This window comes from Altererythrobacter sp. B11 (genome assembly GCF_003569745.1).
Taxonomy (GTDB): domain Bacteria; phylum Pseudomonadota; class Alphaproteobacteria; order Sphingomonadales; family Sphingomonadaceae; genus Croceibacterium_C.
The window spans coordinates 2,583,915-2,610,708 of the sequence record NZ_AP018498.1 but is presented as its reverse complement, the minus strand read 5'-3'; the positions used below and the strand labels follow the sequence as shown (position 1 = coordinate 2,610,708).

30 protein-coding genes and 2 tRNA genes are annotated in these 26,794 nt (G+C 59.0%); 19 read left to right on the top strand and 13 right to left on the bottom strand.

The features are described from left to right. Nucleotides 1–72: 72 nt before the first annotated feature. Nucleotides 73–160 (bottom strand) — tRNA-OTHER (locus tag AEB_RS18195). 120 nt (nt 161–280) lie between these two features. Between AEB_RS18195 and AEB_RS12560 the strand changes: the two genes are divergently transcribed. From AEB_RS12560 to AEB_RS12490, 15 genes are all read left to right on the top strand, one after another. Next, the gene (locus AEB_RS12560; protein WP_119083463.1) at nt 281–1,537 is read left to right on the top strand and encodes a tyrosine-type recombinase/integrase; all 1,257 of its coding nucleotides are present in this window, start codon (nt 281–283) and stop codon (nt 1,535–1,537) included. Next, complete coding sequence (locus AEB_RS12555) at nt 1,537–1,893, top strand: hypothetical protein (protein WP_119083462.1); 357 nt, start codon at nt 1,537–1,539, stop codon at nt 1,891–1,893. Before AEB_RS12560 ends, AEB_RS12555 begins: the two co-directional genes overlap by 1 nt. A 139-nt stretch (nt 1,894–2,032) precedes the next feature. Continuing rightward, nucleotides 2,033–2,161, top strand: coding sequence for a helix-turn-helix transcriptional regulator (locus AEB_RS12550; protein ID WP_197714430.1), 129 nt, complete (start codon nt 2,033–2,035; stop codon nt 2,159–2,161). Then, a complete protein-coding gene (locus AEB_RS12545) occupies nt 2,158–2,364 on the top strand; it encodes a hypothetical protein (protein ID WP_119083460.1) in 207 nt (68 codons plus the stop codon). Before AEB_RS12550 ends, AEB_RS12545 begins: the two co-directional genes overlap by 4 nt. After that, nucleotides 2,361–2,966, top strand: coding sequence for a hypothetical protein (locus AEB_RS12540; RefSeq protein WP_145985307.1), 606 nt, complete (start codon nt 2,361–2,363; stop codon nt 2,964–2,966). The genes AEB_RS12545 and AEB_RS12540 overlap by 4 nt, the downstream gene beginning before the upstream one ends. Further along, complete coding sequence (locus AEB_RS12535) at nt 2,959–3,486, top strand: AAA family ATPase (protein ID WP_172593084.1); 528 nt, start codon at nt 2,959–2,961, stop codon at nt 3,484–3,486. Before AEB_RS12540 ends, AEB_RS12535 begins: the two co-directional genes overlap by 8 nt. A gap of 78 nt (nt 3,487–3,564) precedes the next feature. After that, nucleotides 3,565–4,914, top strand: coding sequence for an IS1380 family transposase (locus AEB_RS12530; protein ID WP_172592942.1), 1,350 nt, complete (start codon nt 3,565–3,567; stop codon nt 4,912–4,914). A 195-nt stretch (nt 4,915–5,109) separates the two neighbouring features. Then, nucleotides 5,110–5,811, top strand: a complete 702-nt coding sequence (locus AEB_RS12525; protein WP_119083457.1) for an AAA family ATPase — start codon at nt 5,110–5,112, stop codon at nt 5,809–5,811. Between the two features lie 171 nt (nt 5,812–5,982). After that, nucleotides 5,983–6,348 carry a hypothetical protein gene (locus tag AEB_RS12520; protein ID WP_119083456.1) on the top strand — a complete coding sequence of 122 codons (366 nt, stop codon included), beginning with the start codon at nt 5,983–5,985 and terminating at the stop codon, nt 6,346–6,348. Nucleotides 6,349–6,515: 167 nt separating this feature from the next. After that, nucleotides 6,516–7,976, top strand: coding sequence for a terminase large subunit domain-containing protein (locus AEB_RS12515; protein ID WP_197714429.1), 1,461 nt, complete (start codon nt 6,516–6,518; stop codon nt 7,974–7,976). After that, on the top strand, nt 7,973–8,314 hold the full coding sequence (locus AEB_RS12510) for an HNH endonuclease (RefSeq protein WP_197714428.1): 342 nt from the start codon (nt 7,973–7,975) through the stop codon (nt 8,312–8,314). The genes AEB_RS12515 and AEB_RS12510 overlap by 4 nt, the downstream gene beginning before the upstream one ends. A 1-nt stretch (nt 8,315) precedes the next feature. Then, nucleotides 8,316–9,587: a phage major capsid protein gene (locus tag AEB_RS12505; RefSeq protein WP_119083453.1), complete on the top strand. Its 1,272-nt coding sequence runs from the start codon at nt 8,316–8,318 to the stop codon at nt 9,585–9,587. Continuing rightward, nucleotides 9,587–10,186, top strand: coding sequence for an HK97 family phage prohead protease (locus AEB_RS12500; protein WP_119083452.1), 600 nt, complete (start codon nt 9,587–9,589; stop codon nt 10,184–10,186). The genes AEB_RS12505 and AEB_RS12500 overlap by 1 nt, the downstream gene beginning before the upstream one ends. Then, nucleotides 10,183–10,722 carry a hypothetical protein gene (locus AEB_RS12495; RefSeq protein WP_119083451.1) on the top strand — a complete coding sequence of 180 codons (540 nt, stop codon included), beginning with the start codon at nt 10,183–10,185 and terminating at the stop codon, nt 10,720–10,722. The genes AEB_RS12500 and AEB_RS12495 overlap by 4 nt, the downstream gene beginning before the upstream one ends. A gap of 2 nt (nt 10,723–10,724) precedes the next feature. Then, complete coding sequence (locus AEB_RS12490; RefSeq protein ID WP_119083450.1) at nt 10,725–11,786, top strand: phage portal protein; 1,062 nt, start codon at nt 10,725–10,727, stop codon at nt 11,784–11,786. A 122-nt stretch (nt 11,787–11,908) separates the two neighbouring features. Here AEB_RS12490 and AEB_RS12485 read toward each other — a convergent pair whose 3' ends face one another. Together AEB_RS12485 and AEB_RS12480 are read right to left on the bottom strand one after the other, a co-directional pair. Then, nucleotides 11,909–12,391, bottom strand: a complete 483-nt coding sequence (locus tag AEB_RS12485) for a hypothetical protein (RefSeq protein ID WP_145985305.1) — start codon at nt 12,389–12,391, stop codon at nt 11,909–11,911. Nucleotides 12,392–12,562: 171 nt separating this feature from the next. Further along, nucleotides 12,563–12,635: transfer RNA gene (locus tag AEB_RS12480), tRNA-Lys, on the bottom strand. Nucleotides 12,636–12,816: 181 nt separating this feature from the next. Between AEB_RS12480 and AEB_RS12475 the strand changes: the two genes are divergently transcribed. Continuing rightward, nucleotides 12,817–14,142 carry a tyrosine-type recombinase/integrase gene (locus tag AEB_RS12475; RefSeq protein WP_119083448.1) on the top strand — a complete coding sequence of 442 codons (1,326 nt, stop codon included), beginning with the start codon at nt 12,817–12,819 and terminating at the stop codon, nt 14,140–14,142. 17 nt (nt 14,143–14,159) lie between these two features. On the opposite strand, the gene AEB_RS12470 is transcribed toward AEB_RS12475, so the two are convergent. Next, nucleotides 14,160–15,950 carry a recombinase family protein gene (locus AEB_RS12470; protein WP_119084620.1) on the bottom strand — a complete coding sequence of 597 codons (1,791 nt, stop codon included), beginning with the start codon at nt 15,948–15,950 and terminating at the stop codon, nt 14,160–14,162. Nucleotides 15,951–16,202: 252 nt separating this feature from the next. On the opposite strand from AEB_RS12470, the gene AEB_RS12465 reads away from it, so the two are divergent. Beyond that, a protein-coding gene (locus AEB_RS12465; RefSeq protein ID WP_119083447.1) for an IS3 family transposase occupies nt 16,203–17,332 on the top strand; the annotation gives its coding sequence in 2 pieces (ribosomal slippage) (nt 16,203–16,455 and nt 16,455–17,332; 1,131 coding nt in all). Between the two features lie 677 nt (nt 17,333–18,009). Continuing rightward, a complete protein-coding gene (locus AEB_RS12460) occupies nt 18,010–19,341 on the top strand; it encodes a tyrosine-type recombinase/integrase (RefSeq protein WP_119083446.1) in 1,332 nt (443 codons plus the stop codon). Here AEB_RS12460 and AEB_RS18435 read toward each other — a convergent pair. From AEB_RS18435 to AEB_RS12420, 8 genes are all read right to left on the bottom strand, one after another. Then, nucleotides 19,301–19,447: a helix-turn-helix transcriptional regulator gene (locus AEB_RS18435; RefSeq protein WP_231958988.1), complete on the bottom strand. Its 147-nt coding sequence runs from the start codon at nt 19,445–19,447 to the stop codon at nt 19,301–19,303. The two genes, AEB_RS12460 and AEB_RS18435, sit on opposite strands and share 41 nt — an antisense overlap. Before the next feature lie 414 nt (nt 19,448–19,861). Next, nucleotides 19,862–20,614, bottom strand: coding sequence for a MipA/OmpV family protein (locus tag AEB_RS12450; RefSeq protein ID WP_093084902.1), 753 nt, complete (start codon nt 20,612–20,614; stop codon nt 19,862–19,864). A gap of 148 nt (nt 20,615–20,762) precedes the next feature. Beyond that, complete coding sequence (locus tag AEB_RS12445) at nt 20,763–21,350, bottom strand: TetR/AcrR family transcriptional regulator (RefSeq protein WP_119083444.1); 588 nt, start codon at nt 21,348–21,350, stop codon at nt 20,763–20,765. A 213-nt stretch (nt 21,351–21,563) separates the two neighbouring features. Further along, nucleotides 21,564–22,705, bottom strand: a protein-coding gene (locus tag AEB_RS12440) for an IS3 family transposase (RefSeq protein WP_119083443.1) whose coding sequence is annotated in 2 segments (ribosomal slippage) — nt 21,564–22,465 and nt 22,465–22,705 — 1,143 coding nt in all. Because the reading frame shifts where the segments join, the coding sequence is not laid out codon by codon here. 324 nt (nt 22,706–23,029) lie between these two features. Continuing rightward, nucleotides 23,030–23,383: a putative quinol monooxygenase gene (locus AEB_RS12435; RefSeq protein ID WP_119083442.1), complete on the bottom strand. Its 354-nt coding sequence runs from the start codon at nt 23,381–23,383 to the stop codon at nt 23,030–23,032. Between the two features lie 54 nt (nt 23,384–23,437). Beyond that, nucleotides 23,438–24,064 (bottom strand): hypothetical protein, encoded by a 627-nt coding sequence (locus AEB_RS12430; RefSeq protein ID WP_197714427.1) that lies wholly within the window; start codon nt 24,062–24,064, stop codon nt 23,438–23,440. A gap of 89 nt (nt 24,065–24,153) precedes the next feature. Beyond that, nucleotides 24,154–25,164, bottom strand: a complete 1,011-nt coding sequence (locus tag AEB_RS12425; RefSeq protein ID WP_119083440.1) for an alpha/beta fold hydrolase — start codon at nt 25,162–25,164, stop codon at nt 24,154–24,156. Between the two features lie 2 nt (nt 25,165–25,166). Further along, complete coding sequence (locus tag AEB_RS12420; protein ID WP_119083439.1) at nt 25,167–25,370, bottom strand: tautomerase family protein; 204 nt, start codon at nt 25,368–25,370, stop codon at nt 25,167–25,169. Nucleotides 25,371–25,496: 126 nt separating this feature from the next. On the opposite strand from AEB_RS12420, the gene AEB_RS12415 reads away from it, so the two are divergent. Beyond that, the gene (locus AEB_RS12415; protein ID WP_119083438.1) at nt 25,497–26,405 is read left to right on the top strand and encodes a LysR family transcriptional regulator; all 909 of its coding nucleotides are present in this window, start codon (nt 25,497–25,499) and stop codon (nt 26,403–26,405) included. A gap of 101 nt (nt 26,406–26,506) precedes the next feature. Here AEB_RS12415 and AEB_RS18300 read toward each other — a convergent pair whose 3' ends face one another. After that, a complete protein-coding gene (locus AEB_RS18300) occupies nt 26,507–26,689 on the bottom strand; it encodes a hypothetical protein (RefSeq protein ID WP_197714426.1) in 183 nt (60 codons plus the stop codon). Between the last annotated feature and the right edge of the window lie 105 nt (nt 26,690–26,794).

Genomic DNA, 26,794 nt, shown 5'->3' with positions numbered 1-26,794 from the left:
AGTGAGAGCCGTCCGCGGAGCAAGCTTGTCGCCGGCCTCGAGGTAAACTTCTTGATTATGAACGAGGGAAAATGGTGGACGCACTTGGGCTCGAACCAAGGACCCGCTGATTAAGAGACAAAATCAGCCCCCAAACGCACCCTAACAAATCAAAACGTCCTAGGTGCCTTATCCTATTGAAATAGGTGGTCTTGCGCGCTTTGTTATGCTCTGATACTAACGCGGGGTAACGGGCCAAAACGGCCAAATCTGTTACCCCAGCGTTACCCCAGAGGACCATATGACTAAGGCAATCAGCTTTACGGTGAAGGGAATTGAAGCCCTGAAACCGGACCCGGCCAAGCGGGTGGAAATCGCGCATCCGGCAACGCCAGGACTATATCTGGTGGTCCAGCCGAGCGGCGCGAAGTCGTGGGCGTTACGCTATCGGTTCGCCGGAAAGCCTGCCAAGCTGACGCTGGGCAAGTGGCCGATCATGGGAACTAGCGAAGCCCGGACGGCTGCTGGCGATGCGCTGCAAGAGGTAGAGCATGGCCGCAATCCGGCGGTAGCAAAGAAGGCTGCCAAGGCTGACCGGCGCGAGGCGCAGCTTACCGAACGCGACAAGGTGAAAACGCTGGTTGAGCAATTCGACAAGCGGCATCTCTCAAAGCTGCGCAGCGGGGCAGGGGTGCGGCGGACGCTGGACGCTCATGTTGTGAAGGCATGGGGCGAGCGCGACATTCACGAAATCACGAAACGGGACGTTATCGACCTGCTGGACAAGATCGCGGATAGTGGGCGCGTCACCACGGCCAACCGCGTGCGGGCCTATACGGGCAAGTTTTTCAATTGGTGTGTGGAGCGCGATATTCTGGCCATGAATCCGGCCGCCAGCGTGAAGCCGGTGGCGAAGGAAGTTGCGCGCGATAGGGTGCTGACAGACGATGAAATCCGCTGGTTCTGGCAAGCCTGCGACAAAGTGGGCTATCCATGGGGACCGTTTGGCAAGCTGTCATTGCTAACCGGCCAGCGGCGGCAGGAGGTTGCCGCAATGCCCTATGCCGAGATTGAGGGCGATCTGTGGAGCCTGCCAGCCGATAGGGTGAAGAATGGGCGGGCGCATGATGTGCCTTTATCGAAAGCCGCACTGGACGTGCTGGCCAATGTCCCGCGTATCGCTGGCAGCGGCTTTGTATTCACCACCACGGGCGACACCCCCGTGTCCGGCTTTGCCAAGGGCCATGCCCGGCTTGTCGAGAAGATGGCCGAGATCGCCACGAAAGAACGCAAGGAGCCGGTCGAGATTCCGCGTTGGACCTTCCACGATTTACGAAGAACGGCTGCTACTGGTCTGGCACGGTTAGCTATTCCGGTGCGGGTAACGGAGGCGGTGCTAAACCATGTCAGCGGCACGGCTGCCGGTATTGTGTCGGTCTATCAGCGTCACGACTACGCGGACGAGAAGCGGCAGGCGCTGGAAGCATGGGGCCGGTTCGTGACGGAGCTTGTCGAGGGCAAGCCGGATAATGTTGTGCGGCTGGCGGAGGCAGGGTGATGCAAAACGAATTGGAATACGCATTGAGTGAAGGCCGGTGGGGCGAAGCTGCTCGTAATCTGGAGCGGCTGGACGGCGATACCGCGATTACCGACATTTTCGCCCGAAAGGCTCTTGCCGCTCTGCTGCGAGAACAGGATCGGAAGGACGTTGGCCAACCGCGAAAGATACTACCTAACGATCAACCGAGCATTTGGGAGGTGGTCGTAATTAAGGAATTACAATCGCTTAGTGCCGCAAGCGGACAGAAGGAGGCCGAGAAAGTCGAGATCGCAGAAAAATACGGCATTGGCCGTTCGAGTTTGGAAGCGCTTGAGAAAAAATACCGAGATTATTTTCCCCAATTATTGGATTGATAACTGGGGACGCATTCTTTTGCCGTCCGGCTAGTTGTGTGAATAATAGCACGGGTTCTAACCACAGAGGACCCGTTAGATGAATTATAAACTTATAGGATCAGCCGCCGTCCGAGAACTATGCGGTGACGTTTCTGACATGTCGATTTGGCGTTGGCTGCACGACGACGCCCTAAATTTCCCGAAGCCGATCTACATTTCCCGGCGGCGTTACTGGCGCGAGGCGGAAATCCTCGAGTGGATCAATTCGCGCGAGGTGGCGGCATGAGCTATCCCATACTCATTTCCGCTATTTCCATTTCACCGATGAAGCTGCGCGTGGATGGCTGGGCTGTCTTGGCAAATGCTCACGATGGCGCTTACACCATCGCTTGGTTTTTGGACTACGCTGAGGCGAGCGCATGGGCGGAACAGCGTGCAGAGGCTGCCGAGTGCCCCTTCTCTGATGGCACATCGGAGGCCGCCGGATGACTACGAAAAGAAAAACCCCCGGCGATGAAGCCGGGGGCGGGTCAATGCGTTACTTTGACGGACAAGACAGTAGCGAAAACACCGGCGAAACGCAAGAAGATACGGATGGAGTAGCGGGTCTTCACGCCTATATCCGCGAACGTGGCAAGAGCGCCCGCGATGATGTGGCCAAGTGGAACGCCCGCGTTGAGGCTTGGCGCAACAAGCATGGCGACAAGTTTATTCCGCGAAAGGCATTTGTGGACCATCCGGCCGCCGAAATGCTTGCGGGTATCTTCGAGCAATCGAACATTGTTGAACATGAAGGCGCGCTGGAACTTGCTTCGCGGGTTCTGAGCGTCAGCAATGATGGCCTGCGCCGCACTGCGGAGGATTTGCCGCAATATGTTGCCCAGTTGCTCGACGTGGCGCACCTGTCGGGCGATCCCGCAGCAAGCTACGTCAAGGCCCGCCTATGGGGCCTGATGGGGCAGGTCTGCGGCCTTCTGCTGGAATTGCGGACCACGACTAGCGAGGAAATCCACGGCCTTCCGGTTGAAAATATTCCCGCCTGCATCCTCGCCCGCACTGCTGATGTTCGGGAGAGCGGCGACCATGCTTGAGGAGGAGTTTGATCCTGCCGATTGGGAGGCGATGGACGAGCCGGAACCGGCTGCGAAAGCCGAAGCCAACCACGGCAAGGCAGACCGGGAAGGTGGCGGGAGGGCATTCCGCTTTGTCGCAGCGGGCGACTTGAAATTAAGCTCGCCTGATTTTCTGATCGAAGATTGGATTGAGCGGGATTCCTTCGGGGTGATGTTCGGCCAGCCGGGCGGCGGCAAGACATTTCTCATGCTCGACATGCTGCTGTGTGTTGCGGCGGGTATCCCCTTCCATGGGAGTGAGGTTAAGCAAGGCCCGGTATTCTATATCGCCGGCGAAGGGCATAATGGGCTTACGCGCCGCATTCATGCCTGGGCGACGCGTCATGGCGTTTCGCTCGATGGCCTGCCGTTCTTTGTATCCGTTCGAGCGGCACAATTCCTTAATGAAGATCACGCCGATGATGTGATGCAGGCCGTTCGGGAGCTAGCCCGTCTTATTCACCGGGTGCGGCCTGAAGGGTTGGCGGGAGTGGCATAAGCCTCTGATCTGTTTTAGGAACTGGGTGTCTACGCCGGCCCTGTCGCAGGGCAGAAAATGTCACAGGCCACACCCGCCATGAACGATGATATCGCAAGCCCATTCCGATTCCCAGCGGTGCATCGCAAGAAAGTCGCCGCAGCCTTCGACGGTGGCCGCCTCACTTCGGATGGCGGGGTTTTGCTGCTGGCACAGGCCGAACGCGCGATGGGGATTTGCCGGCGGCTTGCGGGCTGCATTGCCGACCGGCGCTCTCCTGCGCGGGTGATCCATCGCCTCGACGACATCCTGCGCGCCCGCGTGTTCGCGATCGCGTGCGGCTACGAGGATGCCGATGACCTTGACGCCCTGCGTGACGATCCAGGCTTCCGCCTGGCGCTGGGCAAGTTGCCGGGATCGGGCGCGGGTCTCGCCAGCCAACCGACGATGAGCCGCTGGGAGAATGCGCCGACCACACGCGAGTTGGCCAGGATGATGGCCGAGATGATCGGCATATACTGCGCCAGCTATCCCGTGCCGCCCAAGGCGGTGACGCTCGATATCGACGACACCTGCGATGTCGTCCACGGCTATCAGCAACTCTCGTTCTGGAATGGCCACCATGGCGAGCGCTGCTTCCTCCCGGTCCACGTCTATGACACCGCTACTGGCCGCCCGGTCGCCATGCTGCTGCGCACCGGCAAGACACCGTCGGGTGCCGAAGCGGCGGGTCACATCCGACGCCTCGTGCGCCACATCCGCCGGCACTGGCCCAATACCCACATCACCATCCGCGGCGACGGGCACTATGGCCGGCCCGAGGTCATGGCCTTCTGCGAGGCCCACGGCATCGACTACGTGCTCGGCCTGCCAACCAACGCCGCGCTGCGCACCGATCCGGTCATTGTCGCGGTCGCCGATGCCTGCGCGGTCAGGCGGGCTCAGCGCCAATGCCCGGTCCTGCGTAACTATGCCGAGACCCGCTACGGCGCAAAGACCTGGCAGTGCCAGCGCCGCGTCGTCGCCCGGATCGAGGCCAGCACGCTGGGCATGGACATCCGCTATGTCGTCACCTCGTTGGCAACAGGATCGGCCGAGCACATCTACGACACGCTCTACTGCGCGCGTGGTCAGGCCGAGAACCTGATCAAGCGCCACAAGTCCCAGCTCGCCAGCGACCGAACCTCGTGCCGCTCGGCCAATGCCAACCAGATGCGCCTCATCCTGCACACCGCCTCCTACTGGCTGATGTGGCGTATCCAGCAGGAAATCCCCAAAGCAGCGGCACTGGCTGCAGCCGAGTTCGCAACCCTGCGCATCCGGCTGCTCAAGGTCGCTGCCCGCGTCATCGAGAACGCCTCGCGCATCCGCTTGCGGCTAGCGTCAGCCTGCCCCGATGCCAGCGTGTTCAGAGCCATCGCCATCGGTCTCCGGCCTGCACCAACATAGCCAGCGCGGCAGTGCCGCTGACCCCCGCCCCGTCCATCAACCTCGAAAAGCCCATTGATCCTGCCGCGGTGAAAAATGCCGACGATGGCGCACGTCCAGGCCACGCCGCCAATGTCAGATCACCGCCGAACGAGCCCGGAGCGGCGGCCTCATGAATAAGACAGGCTAGCAGCGGTTCAAGGTCCACCCGCCGCAATCGGTATCGACACGCTGGCCCGCAATTATGGCCCCGGTGACGAGAATGCTACCAAGGACATGAGCGCCTTTGTGGCCAAGTTAGACGACCTGCGCGCGGCGTTTCCCGGCAGCACCGTCGCTGTTGCGCATCATTCAGGCCATGAAGGCGCGGACAGGGCCAGAGGATCAATTGCCCTCAAGGCGGCTTGTGATTTTGAGTATCGCGTCAACAAGAGCGGGGACACGGTAAAAGCAATCTGCACGAAAATGAAGGATGCTCCCGAGCGGGCACCCGCGACGTTCAGCCTTGAAGATATAGACCTTGGCTTTGATCCTGAAGGCAAACCTATGGGGTCTGCGGTGCTAATTCCTGCCGAGGGCGACGATAGCGACGATGCCCCGGCTAAATTGAGCAGGAATGCCAAGCTTGCCCGTGAAACCTATGTCCCTGCGGCTGCGGCTCATGGCGTCTTTGATCCGGAAGAGGGCCTGCAAGGGGTGCATGCGGAGGATTGGCGCACTGCCTTCTATGCCAAGCATACGGGCGACAATACGGACGCGAAGAAAAAGGCTTTCCAGAATGGCCGTAAGGCATTGGTCGATAAGGGCTTAATGACTGTCACCAATGACGTTTACCTGACCACCGAACCCGTGGTGCGGATGGCAATCGTTATGCAACGTGAAGGGCGGGACAACCGGGACGGGACGGGACAAAATTAGTTCTTGTCCCGGACATTCAAGCGGGACGGGACGGGACACACCCCTTAAGGGGTGTCCCGCTGTCCCGGTGTCCCGCCTTATGGTAATATAGATAACGTTATACCTGATCGTTACTGATTGTTATTGTTTGTGATACTTACACAGTATTGGCATTAGTGCTATGATGCGGGCATGTCATTCAATGCCGCCAATGATCGACTACTTGCCAAGTATGGCGGCGATGTTGTGTTGTCGCGGTTTGTGCCGGGACCGCCTCCCGAAAATGAATGGGACCCGCCCTCCGAGCCAATAGAGGTTAGCGAGACGCTGCGGTTCATCGCAACCGGTGCGGCGACGGAACTGGTCGCGGCAGCGATGATGCAGGCTGATGACCTTGTTGGCGTGCTGGCCGCGCCCGAGACGGCAGAGCTTAACCCGCCCGAGCCTACCGATACTGTGACGGTTGGTGGCGAGGTGTTGACCATCCTGACGGTTGCGCCGGTGCATTCGCGGCCCGGCGGGGCGATCCACTACCAGATACAGGCGCGGCGCTCATGAGTGGGGCTGCCAATACGCTGATAACAAAGGGAAAACGGTCCCAATGCCCCCCGGTGGGGAACCCCCGACAACGCCACGAGGAGGGGCCTTCTCTTCGCGCGCGCTCTGATGAACCGGCCGAAAAAACCCTTGCATTCATCCGCTCTTTGCGTGTGCCAGAGGGTCCCTTGCACGGCGAATTTTTCGTCCTCGCACCTTTTCAGGAAAACTTCATCCGGGGCGTTCTCGCGCCGGAAACCATGACCGCGCTGCTGTCGGTGGGGCGTGGTCAAGGTAAATCGATGATCTCGGCCGCGCTCGCTCTGGCGCATACCATGGGCATATCTGATCCGCAGCCGCGCCGTTCCACCGTGATCGCCGCTCGAACGAAAGAACAGTCCCGCATTTCTTGGGAGTATGTGCAGGCCATTGTCGGGCTGATGCCGCCGGAAGAACAGGCGCTGTTTACGTTCCGGCAGGCTCCCCGGCTTGAAATCAGCTATTCGGGCAATGGCGGCGGGATGATCCGCGCGGTTGCTGCGGACGCCAAGAATCTGCTCGGACTCAGCCCCACCTTCATAGTGGAAGACGAGTTTGGGCACTGGCATCCTGACAAGGGGATGCAGCTTCATTCGGCGCTGGAAACCTCGGCCGGGAAGCGCTCGGCCAAGATGGTCATTATATCGACCAGTGCCAGCGGGGATGAACATCCATTCTCGCAGATGCTGGACAACCCGCCGCCGCATTCATTCATTATCGAGCATCGCGCGCCGCTTGGGCAGCCTGCGGACGATCTGGACGGTATCCGGGCCGCCAATCCCGGCAGCGAATACGGTATCGGTCCCTCGCTCAAATGGTTGCAGGAACAGGCCCGCGTGGCGATCGCGCGCGGGGGTCAGGCTCTGACCGGGTTTCGGTTATATTCGCTTAATCAGCGCGTTTCGGATGCGGGCAAGGCCCAGTTGCTGACGGTGGACGAATATGCCGCCTGCGAAGTCGGCCCGGATGAATTGCCGGAGCGTGAAGGTCCGGCGTTCCTGGGTGTTGATATGGGCGGAAGCAGATCGATGTCTGCGGCGGCGATTTACTTCCCGGAAACCGGCTTGCTGTCAGTGCTGGGCACTTTCCCGAACAAGCCCGGCCTTGCCGAACGCGGCGAAAGCGACGGCGTGAAAACCCGATACGAGGATATGCACCGCCGGGGCGAATTGAGCCTGTCGGGCGAGAGCACGGTGCAGGTGGGGCCGTGGCTGCGGCAGGTCTGGGAGACGCTTGTGGGCGATGCCGAGGTGCGCGCGCTGGTCTGCGACCGCTTCCGGCAGGCTGAATTGCAGGATGCGCTTGCGGCGGCTGGCATCCGAGTGCCGGTGGTGTTTCGGGGGCAGGGCTTTCGCGATGGCGGGCAGGACGTGGAGGCGTTCCGCAAGGCTGTCTTCGATGATGCCGTGAAAACGGTTCCGTCGCTCTTGCTGCGCTCTGCTGCGGCAGATGCGCTTGTCGTCATGGATGACGCCATGAACGCCAAGCTGACGAAGGCGCGTTCCACCGGGCGGATTGATGCCATTGCGGCCAGCATTCTTGCCGTGGCCGAGGGCCAGCGCTTCGTGTCCAAGCCCGTCAAGATTGCGAGGGCGCCGATATGGGCATGAATCGCGAAGCAGGGCGGGCTGGTGCCCATGTCTACCGGACAATGCGCTGGAAGACGCTGCGCGCGCTGGCGAAGCGCCGGGACGGCTGGGCGTGTGTCCAGTGTGGCGCGCGTGGGGCGCGGCTGGACGCGGATCATATCAAGCCAATCCGCACGCACCCCCATTTGGCGTTCGATCTGGCGAACCTGCAAACGCTCTGCATCGGCTGCCATTCGCAAAAGACTTCGCGCGAGAAAACGCGCCGCGCGGAAACCGGGCCGGACCGGCTCGCATGGCGGATTTTTACGCGCGACCTGACCTCCAATCCCCTCCGACCTCTCATTGAACAGGAAAATTAACATGCTTGAATCTGTGAAAATTCAGCGGCGGCAGTCCGAAATTCGCTCCGAACTGTCCGCGCTTGTCGGCAAGACCGACGCCAGCGAAGATGAGCTTCGCAATATCGAAACGCTCGATGGCGAATATCGCTCGAACGAAACCCGCTATCGCGCGGCATTGATTGCCGAGGATGGCGAGCGCCGCGAAGCCGGGGCCGAACTGGAAAACCGCTCCGAACGCGAATGGTCCGATCTGGTGCAGGGCTTTGAGGTGCGGCAGGCTGTGCTGGCGCTCGATGAAGGCCGGGCACTGTCGGGCCGGACGGCCGAAGTTGTGCAGGAACTGCGCAGCGCAGGCGGTTATCGCGGCGTTCCCGTTCCCCTGATGGCGCTGGAAGTGCGCGCGGGCGAAACCATTGCCAGCGGCACGCCCGACCCGGTGCAGACCCGGCCGATTATCGACCGCCTGTTTCCGGGCAGCGTTGCCGCGCAGATGGGCGGGCAGCTTATCCAGATTGGCAGCGGCGCGGTTGAGTGGCCTGTTACCACCTCCAGCGTTACCGCAGGCTGGGCCGATGGCGAGCTTGCCAATGTGCCGGGGCCGACCACCTATGCCACCACCGACAAGGCGCTGAAGCCGGAACAGACGCTAGGCATTCACATGCGCGTCAGCCGCAAGGCGATGATGCAGTCGGGCGAAGCGCTGGAACAGGCCATCCGCCGTGACATGAACGGCACGATGGCGGCCGAACTGGACAAGGCGATTTTCCTTGGCACCGGTGCCAACGGCCAGCCGCTGGGACTCGTCCCCGGTGTGGCGACCTATGGCATCACGTCCACCGATGCGGCCGGTATGGCGAGCTGGGCGGCGCTGCGGGCCGCTGTCGTGCGCTTCATGACTGCCAATGCCGCCAACGGCCCTGCCGCCGTCAAGGCGCTGGTGCGGCCCGAACTGTGGAACGCGATGGACGATATTGAAGCGTTCGCAGGAACCGGCGTCACCGAATGGGACCGGTTCGTAAAGAACATCCCGGCCCCGACCATGACCACGAATGCGCTGGCCGCGCCGTCCGGCGATCCGCTGGAAACGCAAGTTTTGCTGACCACGAGTGCAGGCGGCGTGTCCCCTGTGTTTGTCGGCCTGTGGGGCGCGGTGGACCTTATCCGCGATCCCTACAGCGATGCGCAGTCCGGCGGGCTTCGCCTGACGGCCCTGACCACGGCGGACGTTACCGTTGCACGCGGTGCGCAGCTTGAGCTTGTGACCGGGCTGGAACTGGAAGAGGCTGCATAATGAACGGCCCCGTCTTCGATGCGGGGCTTGAACTTAGGGCGACGGGGGATGGCTCCCGCCGCCTTAAGGGCCGGTTCCCCTATAAAAAGCGCGCTGTTCTCGATGCAGGGGGCAAAGGGCGTCGGCCGCGCAAGGAACAGTTTGCGCCCAAGGCGTTCAACTATGCTGTGAACGATCCCGAGCGGGATATTCACTTGCTTGTCGGCCATTCGTTCGACCGGCCGCTTGCCAGCAAGAAAGCGGGCACGCTGTCGTTTCAGGACACGGCCGAGGCGCTGACGTTCGAGGCGATCATCGTGCCCGATATTCAGCGCACGAGCTGGGCGCAGGATTTTCTGGCAGCCTATGCGGCGGGGCTGATTAGCGGAATCTCGCCGGGCTTTCGAGTGCCCGATATGGCGGGAGCGGAGGAAACCGAAGAGGAAGATCCCAGCGAGGGCGAGGCGCTTATTCGCACGATCTTCGAGGCGCTGCTGTTCGAACTCTCGATGGTAACACGGCCAGCCTATCACGAAACCGAAGCGGACCTGCGCAGCCTGCAATTCGATCCTGTGGCCCGTAACGGCATCATCCATCCCCTGCGGAGGTGGCGGGCATGAAAGCCGAGATCAGCGAGATCACGCAATTCGAGGGTGAGCCGGAAAGCTATCCCCCAGTCGAGGGCGTAACCGGCGACGTGCTGGCCACCTGCTGGCAGCGGATCGAGCATTTCATTTCGCGGCGCTGGGGCGTGCGCAGTGTCGTGTGGACGCTGACAAGCTGCGGGGGAGAATGGCAGCCGCCGCTTGGGCCGATACTCCCCGCCAGCACCGACGCATTCAGGTGGGCAGATGGCGAATGGCAGGCAATCGAGCTTGAGCGCGGGCCGTTCGGGCTGCTGTTGCCGCCGGGGCATATCCAGATTGACGCATCGGTAGGCACTGTGTCGCTGACGCTGCCTGCCAGTGTGGAAAAGGCGGTGGAGCGCCTTGCCTCATACCTTGAAGCGGAAAGCGCAGTGCCTGCCGGTGCGCGGTCCTATCGGGCAACCGTGGGCCAGCTATCCGAAAGCGTTTCGGCAGACCCGGCGCAGGCAGCGAAGGCCCTGCAAAACAGCGGCGCGGGCGATCTGCTGCGCCCATATAGGAGGGCCTGACAATGGGCTTGTGGCAACGCCTTATCGGCAAAGGTGAAACCCGCTCGGCATCGGGCACGGGATACACTTCGCAAATCATGGCCGCCCGGCAGGCATATATCGCCGGCCGCACTGGGCTGGGCGAACTGACGGCCGCCGTGCAAACCTGTGTGACGCTATGGGAAAGCGGGCTGTCGCTGGCCGATGTGCAGGGCACAAGCCTGCTGACTCGCTTCGACATGGCGATTGCGGCCCGTGCGATGGCATTGCGCGGCGAAGCTGTTTTCCTGATCCGCGATAGGCTGATCCCGATAGTGGACTGGGACCTGTCCACCCGTGACGGCATTCCGCGCGCCTATCGTGTGTCCGTGCCGGAAATTGGCGGCGGGCGTTCGGAAACGGCCTTGGCTGCGGAAGTGCTGCATTTCCGGCTTGCGCCCGATCCCGGTGCGCCATGGGCGGGGCAAGCGCCGCTGCGGCGTTCGCAATTGACCGCTGGCCTGCTGCATACCTTGGAGGCAGCTTTGGCGGAGGTTTACGAGAATGCGCCGCTCGGCTCGCAGGTTGTGCCGTTCCCGGAAAGCCAGGACGTGGACCTTGAAACGCTGGGCCATGGGTTTCGGGGCCGCCGTGGCCGCGTGATGCTGCGGGAAAGCGTCAATGTCACGGCAGCCGGTGGGCCAGCCCCGACACAGGATTGGCGGCCGCAGGACGTGACGCCCGATCTGCAAGGCTCGATGGCTGTCCAGTCGCTTGCGGAGGCCCGTGGGGCAATCTTCGCAGCCTTTGGCGTGCTGCCAGCCATGTTTGCCCATAATGCGCAGGGACCGCTTGTGCGGGAAGCGCAGCGGCATCTGGCGCAATGGCAGTTGCAGCCTATCGCTCAATTGATGGCAGAGGAATGCAGCGCCAAGCTGGCCAGCCCTGTCACGATTGACGTGGTGCGGCCTGCGCAGGCGTTTGACGCTGGCGGCAGGGCAAGGGCGTTCGGAGCGATGGTGCAGGCCCTGACGCAAGCCAAGGAAGCCGGGTTGGACCCGCAGGCTGTTGAGGATTCGCTGTCATTTATTGATTGGGCTGATTGACGAAATAGGCCGGGCGCGCCTGCGGGGCTTTCTCCTTTTCCCCTGCGAAGCGCCAAGGCGGTTATGGTTGGCCGCCGGGACCGGGAGGGCTTAGGCTCTCCCGGTTTTTGGCTTGGAAGCTGTTAGCGATACTGGGTGGCAGCGTATTCCGCCACCTTCTTAACCGCCTTGTCGATGCCGCTTTTATTCGATCCACCGAATAGCCCCGCGCGAACTGAGCCTTCGCCGCGAACAGTTGAAAGAACGTCGCCATCCGGCCCAATGAAATCGACTTCTAGGGTCACCTGCGAACCGCCAGTAAGACCGGCCGTCAGATAGCGGCCGACGCGGCTTCCCTCGTCAAAGCCTACATAGCGATAGCGAACCGTCAGGCCTTCGCCGCGCTGGAACAACGGAGCGTCGCCACTGAACAAGGCGTCTTCCAACTGGCGTTGGGTGTAGGTCAGATTCTCGGTATCCACCGCGACAATCATCTCGGGATCGCGTTCTACTCGGGCTGTTGAGGCCCTATAGTCTGACCGGTTTGGCGTTTCCACAGTGAGAGCGCTGTTGGCGCATGCGGACAACGTAAGCGCAGCAAGCGCCGCGAATGCGAAGCGTTTCATTTGAGTCCCCCCTTAGTTGCGCGGCTCTATTGGCGGAGTGCGAGGGGCGAGGCAAGAGGTTGAACGTCAGGCCCATTTCTTGTCCGACGTGCCTGTTACCCCAAACGTTACCCCAACGAAAAACCCCGCCGGTCTGGCGGGGCTTAATATCGTCTAAGTGACTGATTTGTATGGTGGACGCACTAGGGCTCGAACCTAGGACCCGCTGATTAAGAGTCGTTTTTAGCACTTTCCGTCTGCATCCATCATTCTCCGTCCATCTCCGTAGAAGCCAATTTAGTTCATTGAAAATACTGAATAATATCAGAAGGCCTCTTCCATATCCTTCCGTCCTGATGTACACTCGAACGCTGTCGGTCAAGGTCATTTTGACACCCATACGGCACCCATAGCAGTTCCATTTTGTCTCCTTTCGAGTTCGATCCATGGCTACCTCACTGACAAAGAACGGTATTGAGTCTGCAATCGTCAGAGTTCGCGCGCAGCCGAACGGGCGGATCGAACTTCGGGACGACAAGGAAGCGGGCCTTCTGTTCCGCGCAGGCGAGCGCAGTTCGACCTGGTCGCTCGCGGTGCGCCTGCAGGACGGTCAACGCAGCCGGATCAAGCTAGGAACTTGGCCCGGCATGGGGATCGCCGAAGCCCGTGCCGCAGCCCGCGTTGCGCGGACGCAGATCGATCAGGGTAGCAATCCCAATGAACGGAAGCGGGTCGCGCGACGAACTGCGGCTATCGCTGCTCTCAACCGCAAAATGCTCTCCGAAGTGATTGAGGACTATAACACGGCTGTGCTTTCGCGCCATCGCCGTGGAGCGCAGACCAAGCGCGCTCTCGATGGAAAGCGGGGACTTCTACGCACGCTGCTGAACCGCGAACCGGGTTCGATCATGCAAGTCGAGATTTCTGATCTGGTGAGGAAGCATGCCAAAACGGCTCCTATCGCTGCGAACAGAAACCTGGCGTACGCTTCCGCCTTCTTCAACTGGTGCGTCGGTGAAGGAGTGCTGAGGGAAAATCCGGCTGAGAAGGTGCGCAAGCCGTCTAAGGAAAACGAGCGCGAGCGGTTCCACACAATTGATGAGCTTGCAGAGATATGGGCAGCCGCTAGCACGTTGGGCTATCCGTTCGACCAGCTTTTTCGGTTGCTGATCGTGTTGCCCAATCGACGCGAAGAGGTAACCGCGATGCCTATTGAGCATCTCGATCTTGCCAGCGACCAGACACCTGATGAGGCAGTGTGGCTGTTGCCCGGCGCTCGCACCAAGATGAACAATGCACTGCGCGTGCCGCTATCCGCCTTGGCGCGGTCTATCATCATCGAAGCGATCGAACATCCGGATCGCCCCAAGGACTCCAAATTCGTGTTCACCACGACGGGTGAGACGCCTGTGTCCGGCTTCACCAAGGGGCGACGCAGATTGGACAAGGCGATTCAAGATGCACGCATCAATCGGATGAAGGATGAAAAAGCGCCAGAAATGCCGCATTGGGTGGTTCACGATCTTCGGACCACGTTCAACACTCACGCCTGCGAGATTTTGGGGATTCCACCGCATGTCGCGGATCGTATTCTCAATCACGTTGCGACCGCCACGCGATCCAAGATCATGCGCGTCTACAATAAGTCGGAATTGTTCGAGCCGCGCAAGGAAGCACTTCGGGCGTGGGCGTCGCTGCTGGAAGTGCGCGTTATTTCTGATTGTAAATCTACCGTTTCAGCACTGGCGACAGGTGTCGCTCGAGCAGCATGATCTGGCGTTCCTCGTCTTCACAATTCAGAATTGAAATTTGGTGGTTTTCTTCCCTTGCGGGTCAGGCCGCATAAGATCAACTTGAAGCTGGGGGTCTCATCTCTTTGCCAAGCTGGGATATCATCGCTCTCCCGCAACCAACTTAAACTACATTTACCAGCGATCATGTAGTTCAAACCTGCCGTTCCTTCATCGGCATAAGCGATAGCACCGTTTACGGCTGCCTTTGGACGGCCTTTTTGCTGTCTGCAAATCGCGATAATGCCGGCAAGATCGCCTCGTATGTCCACCTTTGTGTGGCTCTCTCCATCCGGTGAGATGGCAATACTTTGCAGCATCGAATGCAGAATGTCGCGGGCCTGCAACCGGGAAGCCTCATCCATATCCGAGATGGCTTCATGGAGCCCTTTGAGTTGACGGTGGTAATGGATCGCCATGTTTGGGTGCAGCATCGGCGGTGGTGCTTCAGATTGCGCCAGTTCGACTTCCAGGTCCTTTTTACGCGCCTCCAGCGCGATCATCTTGGCATTGATCTTATCTGCAACCCCGCCTCGCAGGATTAGGTTCAGGAGCATGTCGAGATCATGATCGATCTTCTTGATCTCCGCTTTCACGATGGTGATGGAGCTGCCCGCTGAAGCTCGAATGCGATTTACCTCACGGGTGAACTCATCGCAGAACTCGGCGAACAGATCCGGCTGCATCAGTTCGTGTTTAAGGGCATCGAGCACCAGTTGATCGAGCACGTCCCGTCTGATGCTATGCTTGTTGTCGCAGGTGCCTTTCCCCTTTGCTGCGGAGCAGCCTAGCAGCGTCCCTGATACTGCGGTGTAGACGCCGCCACAGCAACCACATCGGACTAGTCCGGTTAGAAGATGCTTTGGGCGACGGCGATCACGAAAGCTGTTCTTCGCCCTTTGCTCGCCACGCGGCAGCATGAGCAGGCTTTGCTTCTTTTTCGCCGCTGTCCACACATCGTCTGGCACAATCCGGAGTTCAGGCGTCTCCTGTACTACCCATTCCGATTGAGGATTAAGCCGGGCCTGTCGCTTACCGGTGTCTGGATCTTTGATGAAGCGCTGCCGATTCCAGACAATCTTGCCGACGTACATTTCATTGTTGAGTATCCCGGTGCCACGCTGGCAGTTTCCGTTGATAGTGCTCGCTCCCCAATGACCGCCTGATGGACTCTCGACACCGGCCCGGTTTAACTCGAAGGCGATCGTCTTGGGGGATTTGCCATCAATATAATCTCGAAAAATGCGCAAAATGATACGTGCCTGACCATCGTTGATCGTACGGTCGCCACGTTCAAGTTCGCCGACGGCATTCATTTTGCGAACGACATCATATCCGTAAGAATTGCCTCCGCCGGATTTCCCAAGCTCGACGCGTCCGCGTAGACCGCGCCTGACCTTGTCTGCCAGGTCTTTCAGAAACAGGGCGTTCATGGTTCCCTTAAGCCCGACATGAAGCGGGCTGATTTCTCCTTCTGATAGCGTAACGATCTTGATGTCGGAGAAGGTCATCCGTTTGTAGATGCCTGCCATGTCTTCTTGGTCGCGTGACAGCCGATCCATTGCTTCGGCCAGAACACAATCAAATCGTCTGCGTCCAGCATCGGAAATCAAAGCTTGAATACCGGGTCTCAGGAACATCGACGCGCCGGATATCTTTGGATCTGTATATTCCTCAACGATATCCCAGCCCAGCTTTTCCGCGTGAAGTCGGCAAATCCTGAGTTGGTCAACGATGGACGCTTCCCGTTGATTGTCGCCCGAATAACGAGCGTATAGCGCGACCCTCACATTCATTCTCCTTCTCAGGAGCCTTCCTCTGACTCCTCGATAAATTTGGCGTACGCCCGGCGTGCTGCGTGGCGCGCCAGCAACCGAACCATAGCGATCATGCGAGAGTCATGGCTGCTTAATCGCGACATGCCATTTTGGCACTGATGTTCGCTGGCATTCAGCTTTTGCTCTTGCGGCCGATCAACGTTGACGTGCTCCCCTGAAACTCTGCCAGTTTGAGCTAGAGTCCGCCTTCGTGAGGAGACGGACGTGAAGAAGACCAGGTTCAGCGAGGAGCAGATCATCGCGGTGTTGCGCGAGCAGGAGGCCGGGATGAAGACGGCCGATGTGTGTCGCAAGCACGGGATCAGCAGCGCGACGCTGTATGCGTGGAAGGCCAAGTACGGCGGTATGGACGTGTCGCAGGCGCGCAAGCTGAAGGTGCTCGAGGAGGAGAACGGCCGGCTCAAACGGCTGCTGGCGGACGCCATGCTCGACAATGCCGTGCTGAAGGAAGTCGCGGCAAAAAACTGGTGAAGCCCGCCGCTCAGCGGAAGGCTGTTGAGCATGCTCGGCAGCTGTTCGGCATCAGCGAGCGTCGGGCATGTACCATCTTCGGCGTGGACAGGACGTCGGTGCGCTACGCGCCCCGGCGTAGTGATGATGGCGACCTGCGGTCGCGGCTGCGTGAGATCGCGGCCGAACGTCGTCGCTTCGGCTACCGGCGGCTTGGCATCATGCTGGCCCGTGAAGGGCTAGTCATGAACCACAAGAAGCTGCTGCGGCTCTATCGCGAGGAGAACCTGCGGGTCAGGCGCCGGCGTGGCCGCAAGCGAGCGATGGGCACCCGAGCGCCGATGACGCTGCCGCAGGGTCCGAACCAGCGCTGGAGCCTCGACTTCGTCAGCGACACGCTGATCAGCGGTCGGCGCATCCGCATCCTGGCGGTGGTCGACGACTTCACGCGGGAGTGCCTAGCGCTGGTGGTCGATACCTCGCTGTCAGGCGCGCGTGTCGCTCGTGAGCTCGATGCCATTATCGCGGCTAGAGGCGTACCGCCGCTGATGATCGTGAGCGACAACGGCACCGAACTGACCAGCCTGGCGATCCTGAGATGGACGCAGGAGCGACCAATCGAGTGGCACTACATCGCGCCAGGCAAGCCGCAGCAGAACGGCTACGTCGAGAGCTTCAACGGCCGCCTACGTGACGAATGCCTCAACGAGACGCTGTTCGTGTCGCTCGGCCATGCCCGCTCGGTGCTGCGGCTCTGGCGCGACGACTACAACCATGTGCGCCCGCACAGCGGTGTTGGCGGGCTGACGCCCGCCGATGCTGCCAGGCGGGTTGTGCAACACCGCCCCGAGGGGCACCATACCAACCCCGGACTCCAGTTATGACTGGTAGAGCTTTGGGGAGCACGTCAACGTCAGCCATCGTCGCCATCTTTCAGGCTCGAAGCAAGGGGTATATCGTGAACATCAGGTAGATGCGCATGAGCTTTAATGCACAGATGAGCGCCAAGCCCACAGGATGATACTGTTTTTACGATGCCCGAGATGCATCGTCGGCAACTTCGAACCATGGGCGTTCCCTTATTGGGGTCTGCCCGCCAACCGGCATCATGACCTTTTATCACTCACTCAGCAAGGGGTATCGTTCCCGATGACAGGCGCCTCTAGGCGGAGCAACATTGTCTTTTGACTTCGGCTGAAGGGCGCGCTTGCATTATTTGCCGTATCACTGCTCGAGGTTTGCTCCAGAATTCCACGGAAGGTGGAGCCATAAACTTAAATGAAAAGCTTTTCGGACCGTGAAGTAAATTCCTCTAGAATTTTCTATGAACTTCTCATCTTGGTACGCGGGAGTTAGATTGTGAGTTCGTGTGCTGCCGGGCCCACCAAATATTCTTTTCAAGACGGATCTGATGCGCTAATAACTCCTTGGAAAACAAGGGGTTATTAGGCATTTGGCTGATCAGGACAGGTCGTAGCAGACCAGGATAGTTCAGCGAATCTGCGGGCATATTTGCGGGCATATTTGCGGGCATGGCGGGCCGATTTGAGGGCATAATCTCATGTCGCTTACCATCATCGAAATTAAGAATGCCAAGCCCCGAACGAGCGATTATCGGCTCGCTGATTCTCAGGGGCTTTTTCTTTACGTCACCAGCGCCGGCGGAAAAATCTGGCGCTACAGATATCGGGTAGGTCCCAAAGAGAAGACCCTTACTCTGGGACAATATCCTGAATTGGGTCTCGTTGCTGCGCGCGATGCGCATCGCGAGGCGCGAAAGCTGGTGGCCGAAGGCAAGGATCCGGCGCTCGAAAAGCAGAAAGCCAAGATATCGAGGCAAGAGGCTGCCAAAGTGACCTTCCGGAAAGTTGCGGAGGAGTGGCTGGCGGACCAAGAGCCCATTTGGTCGATCTCGAATGCCAAGCGTGTGCGGAACCGGTTTGAGCGCGACCTCTATCCATTGTTTGGTCATCATCCGATCGGCCAGATCGAAAGCACGTCGATTCTTCGAGCGCTCCGCAAAATCGAGGGCAGAGGTTCTGTCGAAACGGCCAAGCGCGTCCGCGGCTATGTAAGGGGCGTCTTCCGGCGCGCAAAGGCGGAGCGGCTTGTCGATCCTGCTATCCTGCTCGAAATCGATGAAATCAGGGACGCGCTCAAGCCGACGCGTCGCGGATCGAAGCAGCCGGCGTTGACCGAAGTGCCTGAGCTGCTCGAATTTCAGAAGGTCGTGGATCGCTCAACGTCCAGTCTGATCGTCAAGCTTGCCTCCCGGCTCTTGGCGCTCACTCTGGTCCGGGTGGGTGTGCTTCGAACGGCTCTCTGGAGCGAGTTCGAGGGTATCGACTGGGAAAATCCGGATGCGGTGCCGAACGCACCGATCTGGCGAGTTCCCGCGAGCCGGATGAAGCTCGACGTCGAGGACAAAGGCAATTCGGCGTTTGGCCATGACGTCCCCCTTTCACACCAGGCAGTCGAATCGCTTCGCGCGCTCCGGCCATTGACTGGTGGGTTCGACTTGCTTTTCCCGAGCACGAAATCTTGGCGCGAACCTATTTCTGACGCTGCCTTGAGCACAATGTACAAGCGGATGGGGGGAGGGCGTTACAAGAACGTGATGGTACCCCATGGATGGCGCTCATCATTCTCAACCATCATGAATGAGCGCGCCGCCGAACTTGAGCGAGACGGGGATCGGATGGTTATCGATATGGTACTGGCTCATGTCCCGCAGGGAGTTTCCCGCTCGGAATGGGCGTACAACCGATCACGTTACCGCAAACCTCGGGGTACGCTCATTCAGATTTGGGCTGACCTCATCACCCGAGGGCTCGATCCGGCACATGAAGTGGTCAGCCGGTATCTGAACGGTAGGCTGAAGGATCAGCAATGAATTCGTCGATATCGCTTTCGTACCAGGCGACAGAGCGCAATCCGATACCGCGGCGGCGAGGGAAGCGACCGGCTGTTTCTAACCTATAGATAGCTGAGACGGACATCCCGGTTCTTGCGGTGACATCAGGTTTCCGCAAGAGCCGGTCTGTCCGGCGATCCTTCGGGTAGATGCGATCTGCATCCACAGCGCTCGCCGCGCCTACCGAATATTGAGATATGTCAGACTTCATGGCCAACCCTCGTTCAGAAGGTCTGCCCGCCAAGACTGACTATGCCCCAATCACGGTAGAACGGCAATGACATTTGGTCGGCTGAGCGACGGGTCAAAAAGGACGGAAGTGCGCCGCCACAGCAGTGCCCTGCCCAGTGGCGTTTCCTTTGGAGGCAAAGGTCGACAAAATTGCCGATCGAGGATTGTTAGTGACGCCAAAGAAAAGCGGCGTGGTCTGCCAACCTTGAGAATTTCAACCCTCATTCGTACAGAATGGACAGCGCTGACGAACAGGGGGATTAAGTTGTTAGAGGCGGTAAGTAAGCGCGACCGTCCCAAAGGGCTGAGTGGCGCGGCGAACCAAGGGGCTTTCGCTTACTTTGTTGAGCAAGGTGGTCACACCGCTGGTTGCGCTCAATGCGATCCGATCGGTCAATCGATAGGTCGCTGTGAGCGTGCCCGAAATGTCCTTGAACCCCGCCCCCGTAGAGAAAGGGGAAAGCCCCGAAGCAGATGCTTCGACTTTGTCTACGCCAAAATACTGGTCGTTATGCGCCCGATCTGCCCACGTCGCTCCGACGGTCGGCGTGAGGGAAAATTTCGAAGAGATGAGGATTGTATAGGAGACGCTGGCATCGGCGATGATCCCGCCTGTGCCGCCCGATATGACTTTTGTTACGCCCAAGGTGCCAGTCAGACCACTGGAGCGCAGATTGATATGTGCTCGAGCACCCAGACCACCCGAAAGTTTCGAAATTCCTGTCGGAATGTCGCGACGCCGATACCCCTGGACAAAGACGGCACTCACACCTGCCGATATCACCCCGGTGCCAATTGGCTCGATCCCAATGCCATTACGTAGGTTCGCGAAGAACCACCCCTTCTTTATATCGATCGCGGGCAACGGCAGCACCCTGTAGTCGTCAGACCCTTGATAGGTTGGCGTCACCGCAACTCCTGCCCCAAGTACGACATGATCCTGTGCCTGTGCGGGTGCGCCGAACCAGATCACTCCAATAACGCAGAGCGGTGGAGCACTTACCTTTACACGTTTTTTCATCGAGCCGGTCGCTCCATCGAATGAAATGTCAGCGGCCTCAATCTTGGGTACGTGCCCTCAATCCCGCATCGCACATATCGCCGATGTCATGCTCCAACGTCAATAAGAAACATTTTGTATCTTAAATTATGTTCGTGCGATGCGTTGCTCAGGGCAGGGGCACGGTTAAAGGCATAAAAATCTGATCGATTATTGCCGATATGGTCTGATCCGAAATCGGCTGCGCGGTCACGACGATCTCGTGCATCACAAGGCTGGGTAGCACGCGCATGACGCGAGCGTTCAGGCGCTGGGGATCTATCTCTCCGCGCGCTACGCCACGTGCTATGACATCACCGATCGGGTTCTCGCTGAAACGCGCATCAGTGAAATTTACCTCTTCTAAAGCCATATCCTCGTGCATTTCGAACACGAGCTTCATGAGACTGGGAGGTGCCCGATCAGCAAATTTGCGCATTGCGCACTGGAGTTCATCTCTCAGGTTGCCAAGGTCGGGTACAATTATGGGATTGCGCTTCAGGTGCCGAACGATGGCGGACGAAGCGAGACTCGCGCGCGTTGACCAACGTCGATAAAGGACCGGACGGCTCGTCCCGGCCAGGCGCGCGACGGTTTCGAAGGTAAACCTAGCATAGCCGTTGGTAGACAAGTCTGACCATGCCGCATCCAGTATGGCTTCTTCTAGTGCAAGCCCGCGACGCCTTCGGTTTGGTTTATTACCCTCGTCACTGGTCAAAGTGTTCTTGTTCCTGTTGGTCTATGGCGGTCACGCGATGCCGACGGTGGCCCAGAAAAGACCTCTAGACTAATAGGATGAAAAGCCAACTGAAAGGCGGGATATTGCGTGGCGCAGCACATAGCTGGTCAGGTCACGACAAGGGCAAGGAGCTGAGGGGGAGGAAAGGCAGGCGATCGAGATGATCGCGACGTCTGAGTAGCCCCTAGTTTTCTAGACGCCTTCTGCTTTCAAAATCTGCTGCCGTTCGAACAGTGCGGGGGACAGCATCCCGTTCCTGACCTGCTTGCGGACCGGATTGTAGAACATCTCGATGTAATCGAACACGTCCTGCCGGGCTTCATCGCGTGTTTTGTAGGTCCGGCGCCTAATGCGCTCACGCTTGAGCGAGGAAAAGAAACTCTCGGCTACCGCGTTGTCGTGGCAGTTGCCACGCCGGCTCATCGAGTGCTCAAGATTGTGAGCACGGATGAAGGCCGCCCAGTCCATGCTGGTGAACTGCGAGCCCTGATCCGAATGGATCAGCACCCGCTGCTTCGACTTGCGCCGCCATACCGCCATGTGCAGCGCTTGCAACACCGCATCGGTGGTTTGCCTGCTCTGCATCGACCAGCCTACTACACGGCGGGAATAGAGATCGATCACGACAGCCAGATAGGCAAAGCCCTCCAGGGTGCGGATGTAGGTGATGTCCGTCACCCAAGCCCGATCGGGAGCTGCGACGTCGAACTGACGATCCAGAGTATTGTCGACCGCCAGGGACGGTTTGCCGCCATAGCTGCCGGGCCGGCGCTTGTAGCCGACCTGCGCCCTGATACCCGCCAGCCTGGTCAACCGGGCAACGCGGTTGGGGCAGCAGGTCTCGCCATGATCCAGCAGGTCATCGTGTAGCTTGCGATAGCCGTAGACCTTACCGCTGTCGCTCCAGGCCTGCCGCAGCAACTCTGTCTGACGAGCATCGTCCCGAGCCCGCTGGCTCAGCGGGTTCTTCTGCCAGGCATAGAAACCGCTTGGCTGGATGCGCAGGCACCGACACATCGACCGAACCCTGAACTGGTCACGATGCTCGGCAACAAACGCGTATCTCACTTTGCATCCCTGGCGAAATACGCGGTGGCTTTTTTTAGTATATCGCGCTCCTCGGTCACCCGGGCCAGTTCGCGCTTCAACTGGCGGATCTCGGCATCCTTGCTGGCATCGCCAGACACCACCTTCGCCAGTTGCCGCTTCCATGCGTACAGCGAATGCTGACTGACGCCGAGCCGCTCGGAAACCTCCGCTACCGGATACCCGCGCTCGGTGATCTGGGCCACCGCATCACGCTTGAACTCATCGCTGAAATTGGGCTTCCCCATCGTCGTCTCCTGTCCTCAAAATTAGGATAGAAGGCGTCCAGAAATCTAGGGGCTACTCAGTCGTCAATGCTTTGGCTGACCGTCGATGCAGGATTACTAAACATGGACATCGTCAATGGCGACGATGATTATGTTCAAGTTCAGCGGATTTCTGTAACTTGGAGTGAGCTCCAAACGTAGCCGGGCACGCCCGGATTGAGTTCTATGTGGTAAGGTCGCACGGCCGCGCCCGGCAAGAAAGGTCGCAAACCTGCTCAACTCGCGGTCGAGCGCGGCCACATGCCCATGACAATTGCGAAACCCGGCCAATGCGTCACCGATATGTTATCGACTGAAGCCTGCAAACGAGGAGAAATAGAGCGCGTCGAACCGATCGAGCCGGGTTCTGATCTCCGGCGTTGCCTCTCCATAGACGTACAACTTCTCTATGCGGACGAGCGAGAGAAACTCCTCTGCGAACAGTGCGAACGTTGTATCGCTATGGGGTACGATACCGGCAGGACGGTAACGCTCGATGATGTGGACTGCTGTGTGATCTTTATTGACCACATATTCATATGTCAGCGTATCTGGTTCTTTACTCGTAGCGTCGACGATTTTGGAAATAAGGGTCTCAAACGCGGGAAAATCGGCCGGCTCGATCGACAGATGGTAGATCGTGTAAACTTCGTTCTTCATCTGAATTTCCTCTATTCGGATAGTGACTGTCGCAGTGGCTGATCTATTTTCGTGCTACTGGCCGGCGGCTGACATTGTGTGCGTGATCTTGAGATTGCGAAAATGCGCTATCGTTCCGGATTCGAGCCATATTCCAACGCCGCCACATTGCCTGGCACCCAGTTTGAGATCTTGAACCACCAACGCAGGCGTGGGCTTATTGTCGAGATAGAGGATCGCTTGGAGCCCGCTGACCACGAGTTTCATCCTGATCCATCTCCCGGTCGCGATATCGGCGTAGGTCTCGTATTTTTCCGGGCTTTCTCGGCGCAGACGATCGAATAGATGGTCCGGATAGGCCGCATATTGCACAGAATGGTTGCGACGAACCTGATCGTCCGAGACACTATTGGTCGGCCGCAGATAAATATTTTCAAATCGGCCTGTTGCATCGATCCTGAAAGCCAGGCCGATGAAACCACGCGCATAGCCAGGGGCATCCGTGGCCAGGTCGCTCGCAACATCGACCTCGATCGTCCCGTCCTGGAAATCCAGCGGAAGCCAAGCCATGAAGTTGCGGTCGCTCAGTTGTTCCTTCGCGGGATCCTGGTACGCACTCGACGGCATGCGCATCTCGAACGCCGTGCTGCCAAGATGGCGGACCCTAGATAAAGAAACGCCCGACAGCCTGTAATCAGCCACGTCGCCACCATCGTGGGCTAGAACCGGGGGAGCGACGAAGCATAAGCCCATCGCCGCACAACGTCCTAGAGTGTGCCGCGATAGACGTTTCATTTCGCGTCCTGAAGAAAGGCTTCGAGGTCGGCAGCGAACTTTACGGGATTCTTGAACATCAAGAAGTGATCCCCTTGTTCTGCTTTGCTGTAGATGTGCAGTTGGGAACCGGGAATGACCGATTGCGCCCATTGTTGACTCGGCACATTCGCGCTCCATTCCCCGGTGAAGATCGCTGTCGGACGGTCAATCTTGGTCCGCACGACGTCTCTCCAGTCATTCCCAGCATGGTCGTACATGATCAGCCCGAGCGATTTGGGATCATCCTTTATGACAGCACGCGCGAAGCTCTCCGAGTTGGCGAAATATGGGGAATCCATCAACATCAGTCGCGCAAGCAAGCTTGGATCTTTCGGATCGGGATTGGCAGGGGGTGCTGCTCCCAATGCTGCAAGCAACGGTTCGGGCGAGGGGGCTATGGAGCCGGCCTCTTTGCGCTCCCGGGCCGACCAGTCGGCGTGGGATACAATGGAAATCGGTTCGTCGACCAAAGCAAGTTTGCGGATGCTCGAGGTACCAAACAGATCGATATATCCCCACAGGACCGAGGCGCCCATCGACCAACCGCAAAAATCGGCGTGAGTAATACCGAGATGGTCGACCAGTTGTTTAAGGTCCATCGAATAGCGCGAAATGCGCGTGCCATAATCGACGCGTTGCGAGAGACCCTGATTGCGAGGGTCCAGCACGATCACTCGATGGCGCTTTGCCAGGAGATACATAAGGTTTACATATTCGGCGCCATTCGCGGACCAGCCGGGAATGAAGATCAGCGGCGGTCCGTTGCCCGCTTCCCAATAGCTGAGCGTCACGCCGTCATTGGTGACGAAGCGATTGATCTTCAGCCCCTTGAAATCCGACAGGCGGCCGGGAAGACCATCTATCTTGTTGGGAAAGGTGAAGTCGCGACCCAAGACCGTGACAGCCGGTTCGGCAAGAACGTGCGCCGGCGTAGCGGCCAGTGCTCCAGCGAAGAGGCTAAGGGCGAGGCGAACGCCGGCGCGCATGGTCAGGCCTCTCCGCCGCTATCGGGCCCGCCGAACAGCTTGCCGGAACCGGCCCAGTCGCTTGCCTTCACGTCATCGAAGATGACGTAGATATATTTTGGATCGGTGTCTGTGTTGCGGACGATGCTTTCCGTGATCTCCGCTGCGACCTTTTCCTTCTGGCCGTGACCCTTACCTTCGAACCAACTGACGCGCACGACGGGCATGGTCTTTCTCCTGCGTTCTGTAAAAGGCAAATGGAGCCGATGGCCCCGCTGCGCCCTCCATATAATTGTAGGTCAAGCGGCATTAAATATGATATATTTCGTCTCTAAGTAGAATTAGGCGATACAATGTCGGATCGAGATCCATTTTCGGGCGTCACGGTTTTTGTAACGGCAGCGCGAGCGGGCAGCTTCACGCTTGCCGCAGAGCGGCTGGGGTTGACCAAATCCTCGGTGGGAAAGACAATCGCGCGTCTTGAGGATCGGCTTGGCTTCAGGCTGTTCAATCGTACGACCAGGCTCATGCGGCTGACGGCTGATGGCGAGGCGTATCTGGTGGCATGTTCGGCCGCAATCGACGAGGTCACATCGGTTCAGTCGGCATTATCCTCGAGCAATCAGATATTGAGCGGCCGCGTACATATCGACATGCCGATCGCGTTCGGTCGCAAGGTTCTGCTACCGATCCTGATGGCGATCACTCGACCACATCCAGATCTAAGCCTCAGCCTCACATTCACGGACGCTACAAGTGACCTCCTGCGGGACGATGTCGACCTCGCCATCCGGTTCGGAACTCTTTCCGACACCAGCAATCTGATCGCGCGGCGACTGACGTCGCAGCGACGCGTAATCTGCGCGTCGCCCGATTATCTGAAGACGTGGGGAATACCAACGGCGCTGGATGACATTCGGTCGCACCGCTGCATCGTAGGCGCGCATAGGGGGCCCCCGCTTACATGGCATGTCCGTGAAGGAAGCGTGGAAAGGCGGCTGGTTCCTCCTGCGACGCACCAGATCAGCGACGGGGAGGCGATGGTGGACGCAACCGTCGGCGGGCTCGGTCTTTCTCAGGTGCCGATATCCATGGTCCGCGCGGATATCGACGCTGGACGGTTGCAGACCGTGCTCGATAAGTTCTCGTCCGTGGACGTGGACATCCACGCGGTATGGCCTCGGCAGGCTCAGTTGAGCCCGCGTGTGCGCTTCATCGTCGACCAGTTGGTACTCTTCGCGGCGGACGGCCGACTGGATTGAGCCCGGTGCAATTTATGCGGACGCCGACATGTGTGAATTCTGGCTGATAGACGAGGCGAGGGCGGTGCATGTGGGATGTCCGCAGCAGCCCGCCCTGATCATCATCTTGAAAGCAGGTGCCCCCAGCCGCGATGCCGTTCCAATCTAAGGCTGATATTGTGCATGGCGCGCAGGCTGCTTTCCAGCTTCAGATAGACATCGCCGCCGTAATCCCATCCCAGCACGCCAATGCTGCCAGCATAGCCCAGGCGATCGAGAGCCGCCACGAGCGCAAAATTGTCCAATTCTCCGCGATCTGGCGGTTCCATCGTGGCAATGCCACCCTAGCCCAGACGGGAAAGGGCGCTGCCCGACGTTACGACTTGCATGAGCCAGGGATCCATCGCCTC

What these genes read in the sequence shown, in the direction of transcription:
- AEB_RS12560 (WP_119083463.1), top strand. Translation starts at nt 281, where the DNA reads ATGACTAAGGCAATCAGCTTTACGGTGAAGGGAATTGAAGCCCTGAAA.
- AEB_RS12555 (WP_119083462.1), top strand. Translation starts at nt 1,537, where the DNA reads ATGCAAAACGAATTGGAATACGCATTGAGTGAAGGCCGGTGGGGCGAA.
- AEB_RS12550 (WP_197714430.1), top strand. Translation starts at nt 2,033, where the DNA reads ATGTCGATTTGGCGTTGGCTGCACGACGACGCCCTAAATTTCCCGAAG.
- AEB_RS12545 (WP_119083460.1), top strand. Translation starts at nt 2,158, where the DNA reads ATGAGCTATCCCATACTCATTTCCGCTATTTCCATTTCACCGATGAAG.
- AEB_RS12540 (WP_145985307.1), top strand. Translation starts at nt 2,361, where the DNA reads ATGACTACGAAAAGAAAAACCCCCGGCGATGAAGCCGGGGGCGGGTCA.
- AEB_RS12535 (WP_172593084.1), top strand. Translation starts at nt 2,959, where the DNA reads ATGCTTGAGGAGGAGTTTGATCCTGCCGATTGGGAGGCGATGGACGAG.
- AEB_RS12530 (WP_172592942.1), top strand. Translation starts at nt 3,565, where the DNA reads ATGAACGATGATATCGCAAGCCCATTCCGATTCCCAGCGGTGCATCGC.
- AEB_RS12520 (WP_119083456.1), top strand. Translation starts at nt 5,983, where the DNA reads ATGTCATTCAATGCCGCCAATGATCGACTACTTGCCAAGTATGGCGGC.
- AEB_RS12510 (WP_197714428.1), top strand. Translation starts at nt 7,973, where the DNA reads ATGAATCGCGAAGCAGGGCGGGCTGGTGCCCATGTCTACCGGACAATG.
- AEB_RS12505 (WP_119083453.1), top strand. Translation starts at nt 8,316, where the DNA reads ATGCTTGAATCTGTGAAAATTCAGCGGCGGCAGTCCGAAATTCGCTCC.
- AEB_RS12500 (WP_119083452.1), top strand. Translation starts at nt 9,587, where the DNA reads ATGAACGGCCCCGTCTTCGATGCGGGGCTTGAACTTAGGGCGACGGGG.
- AEB_RS12495 (WP_119083451.1), top strand. Translation starts at nt 10,183, where the DNA reads ATGAAAGCCGAGATCAGCGAGATCACGCAATTCGAGGGTGAGCCGGAA.
- AEB_RS12490 (WP_119083450.1), top strand. Translation starts at nt 10,725, where the DNA reads ATGGGCTTGTGGCAACGCCTTATCGGCAAAGGTGAAACCCGCTCGGCA.
- AEB_RS12485 (WP_145985305.1), bottom strand. Translation starts at nt 12,391, where the DNA reads ATGAAACGCTTCGCATTCGCGGCGCTTGCTGCGCTTACGTTGTCCGCA.
- AEB_RS12475 (WP_119083448.1), top strand. Translation starts at nt 12,817, where the DNA reads ATGGCTACCTCACTGACAAAGAACGGTATTGAGTCTGCAATCGTCAGA.
- AEB_RS12460 (WP_119083446.1), top strand. Translation starts at nt 18,010, where the DNA reads ATGTCGCTTACCATCATCGAAATTAAGAATGCCAAGCCCCGAACGAGC.
- AEB_RS18435 (WP_231958988.1), bottom strand. Translation starts at nt 19,447, where the DNA reads ATGTCCGTCTCAGCTATCTATAGGTTAGAAACAGCCGGTCGCTTCCCT.
- AEB_RS12450 (WP_093084902.1), bottom strand. Translation starts at nt 20,614, where the DNA reads ATGAAAAAACGTGTAAAGGTAAGTGCTCCACCGCTCTGCGTTATTGGA.
- AEB_RS12435 (WP_119083442.1), bottom strand. Translation starts at nt 23,383, where the DNA reads ATGAAGAACGAAGTTTACACGATCTACCATCTGTCGATCGAGCCGGCC.
- AEB_RS12425 (WP_119083440.1), bottom strand. Translation starts at nt 25,164, where the DNA reads ATGCGCGCCGGCGTTCGCCTCGCCCTTAGCCTCTTCGCTGGAGCACTG.
- AEB_RS12420 (WP_119083439.1), bottom strand. Translation starts at nt 25,370, where the DNA reads ATGCCCGTCGTGCGCGTCAGTTGGTTCGAAGGTAAGGGTCACGGCCAG.
- AEB_RS12415 (WP_119083438.1), top strand. Translation starts at nt 25,497, where the DNA reads ATGTCGGATCGAGATCCATTTTCGGGCGTCACGGTTTTTGTAACGGCA.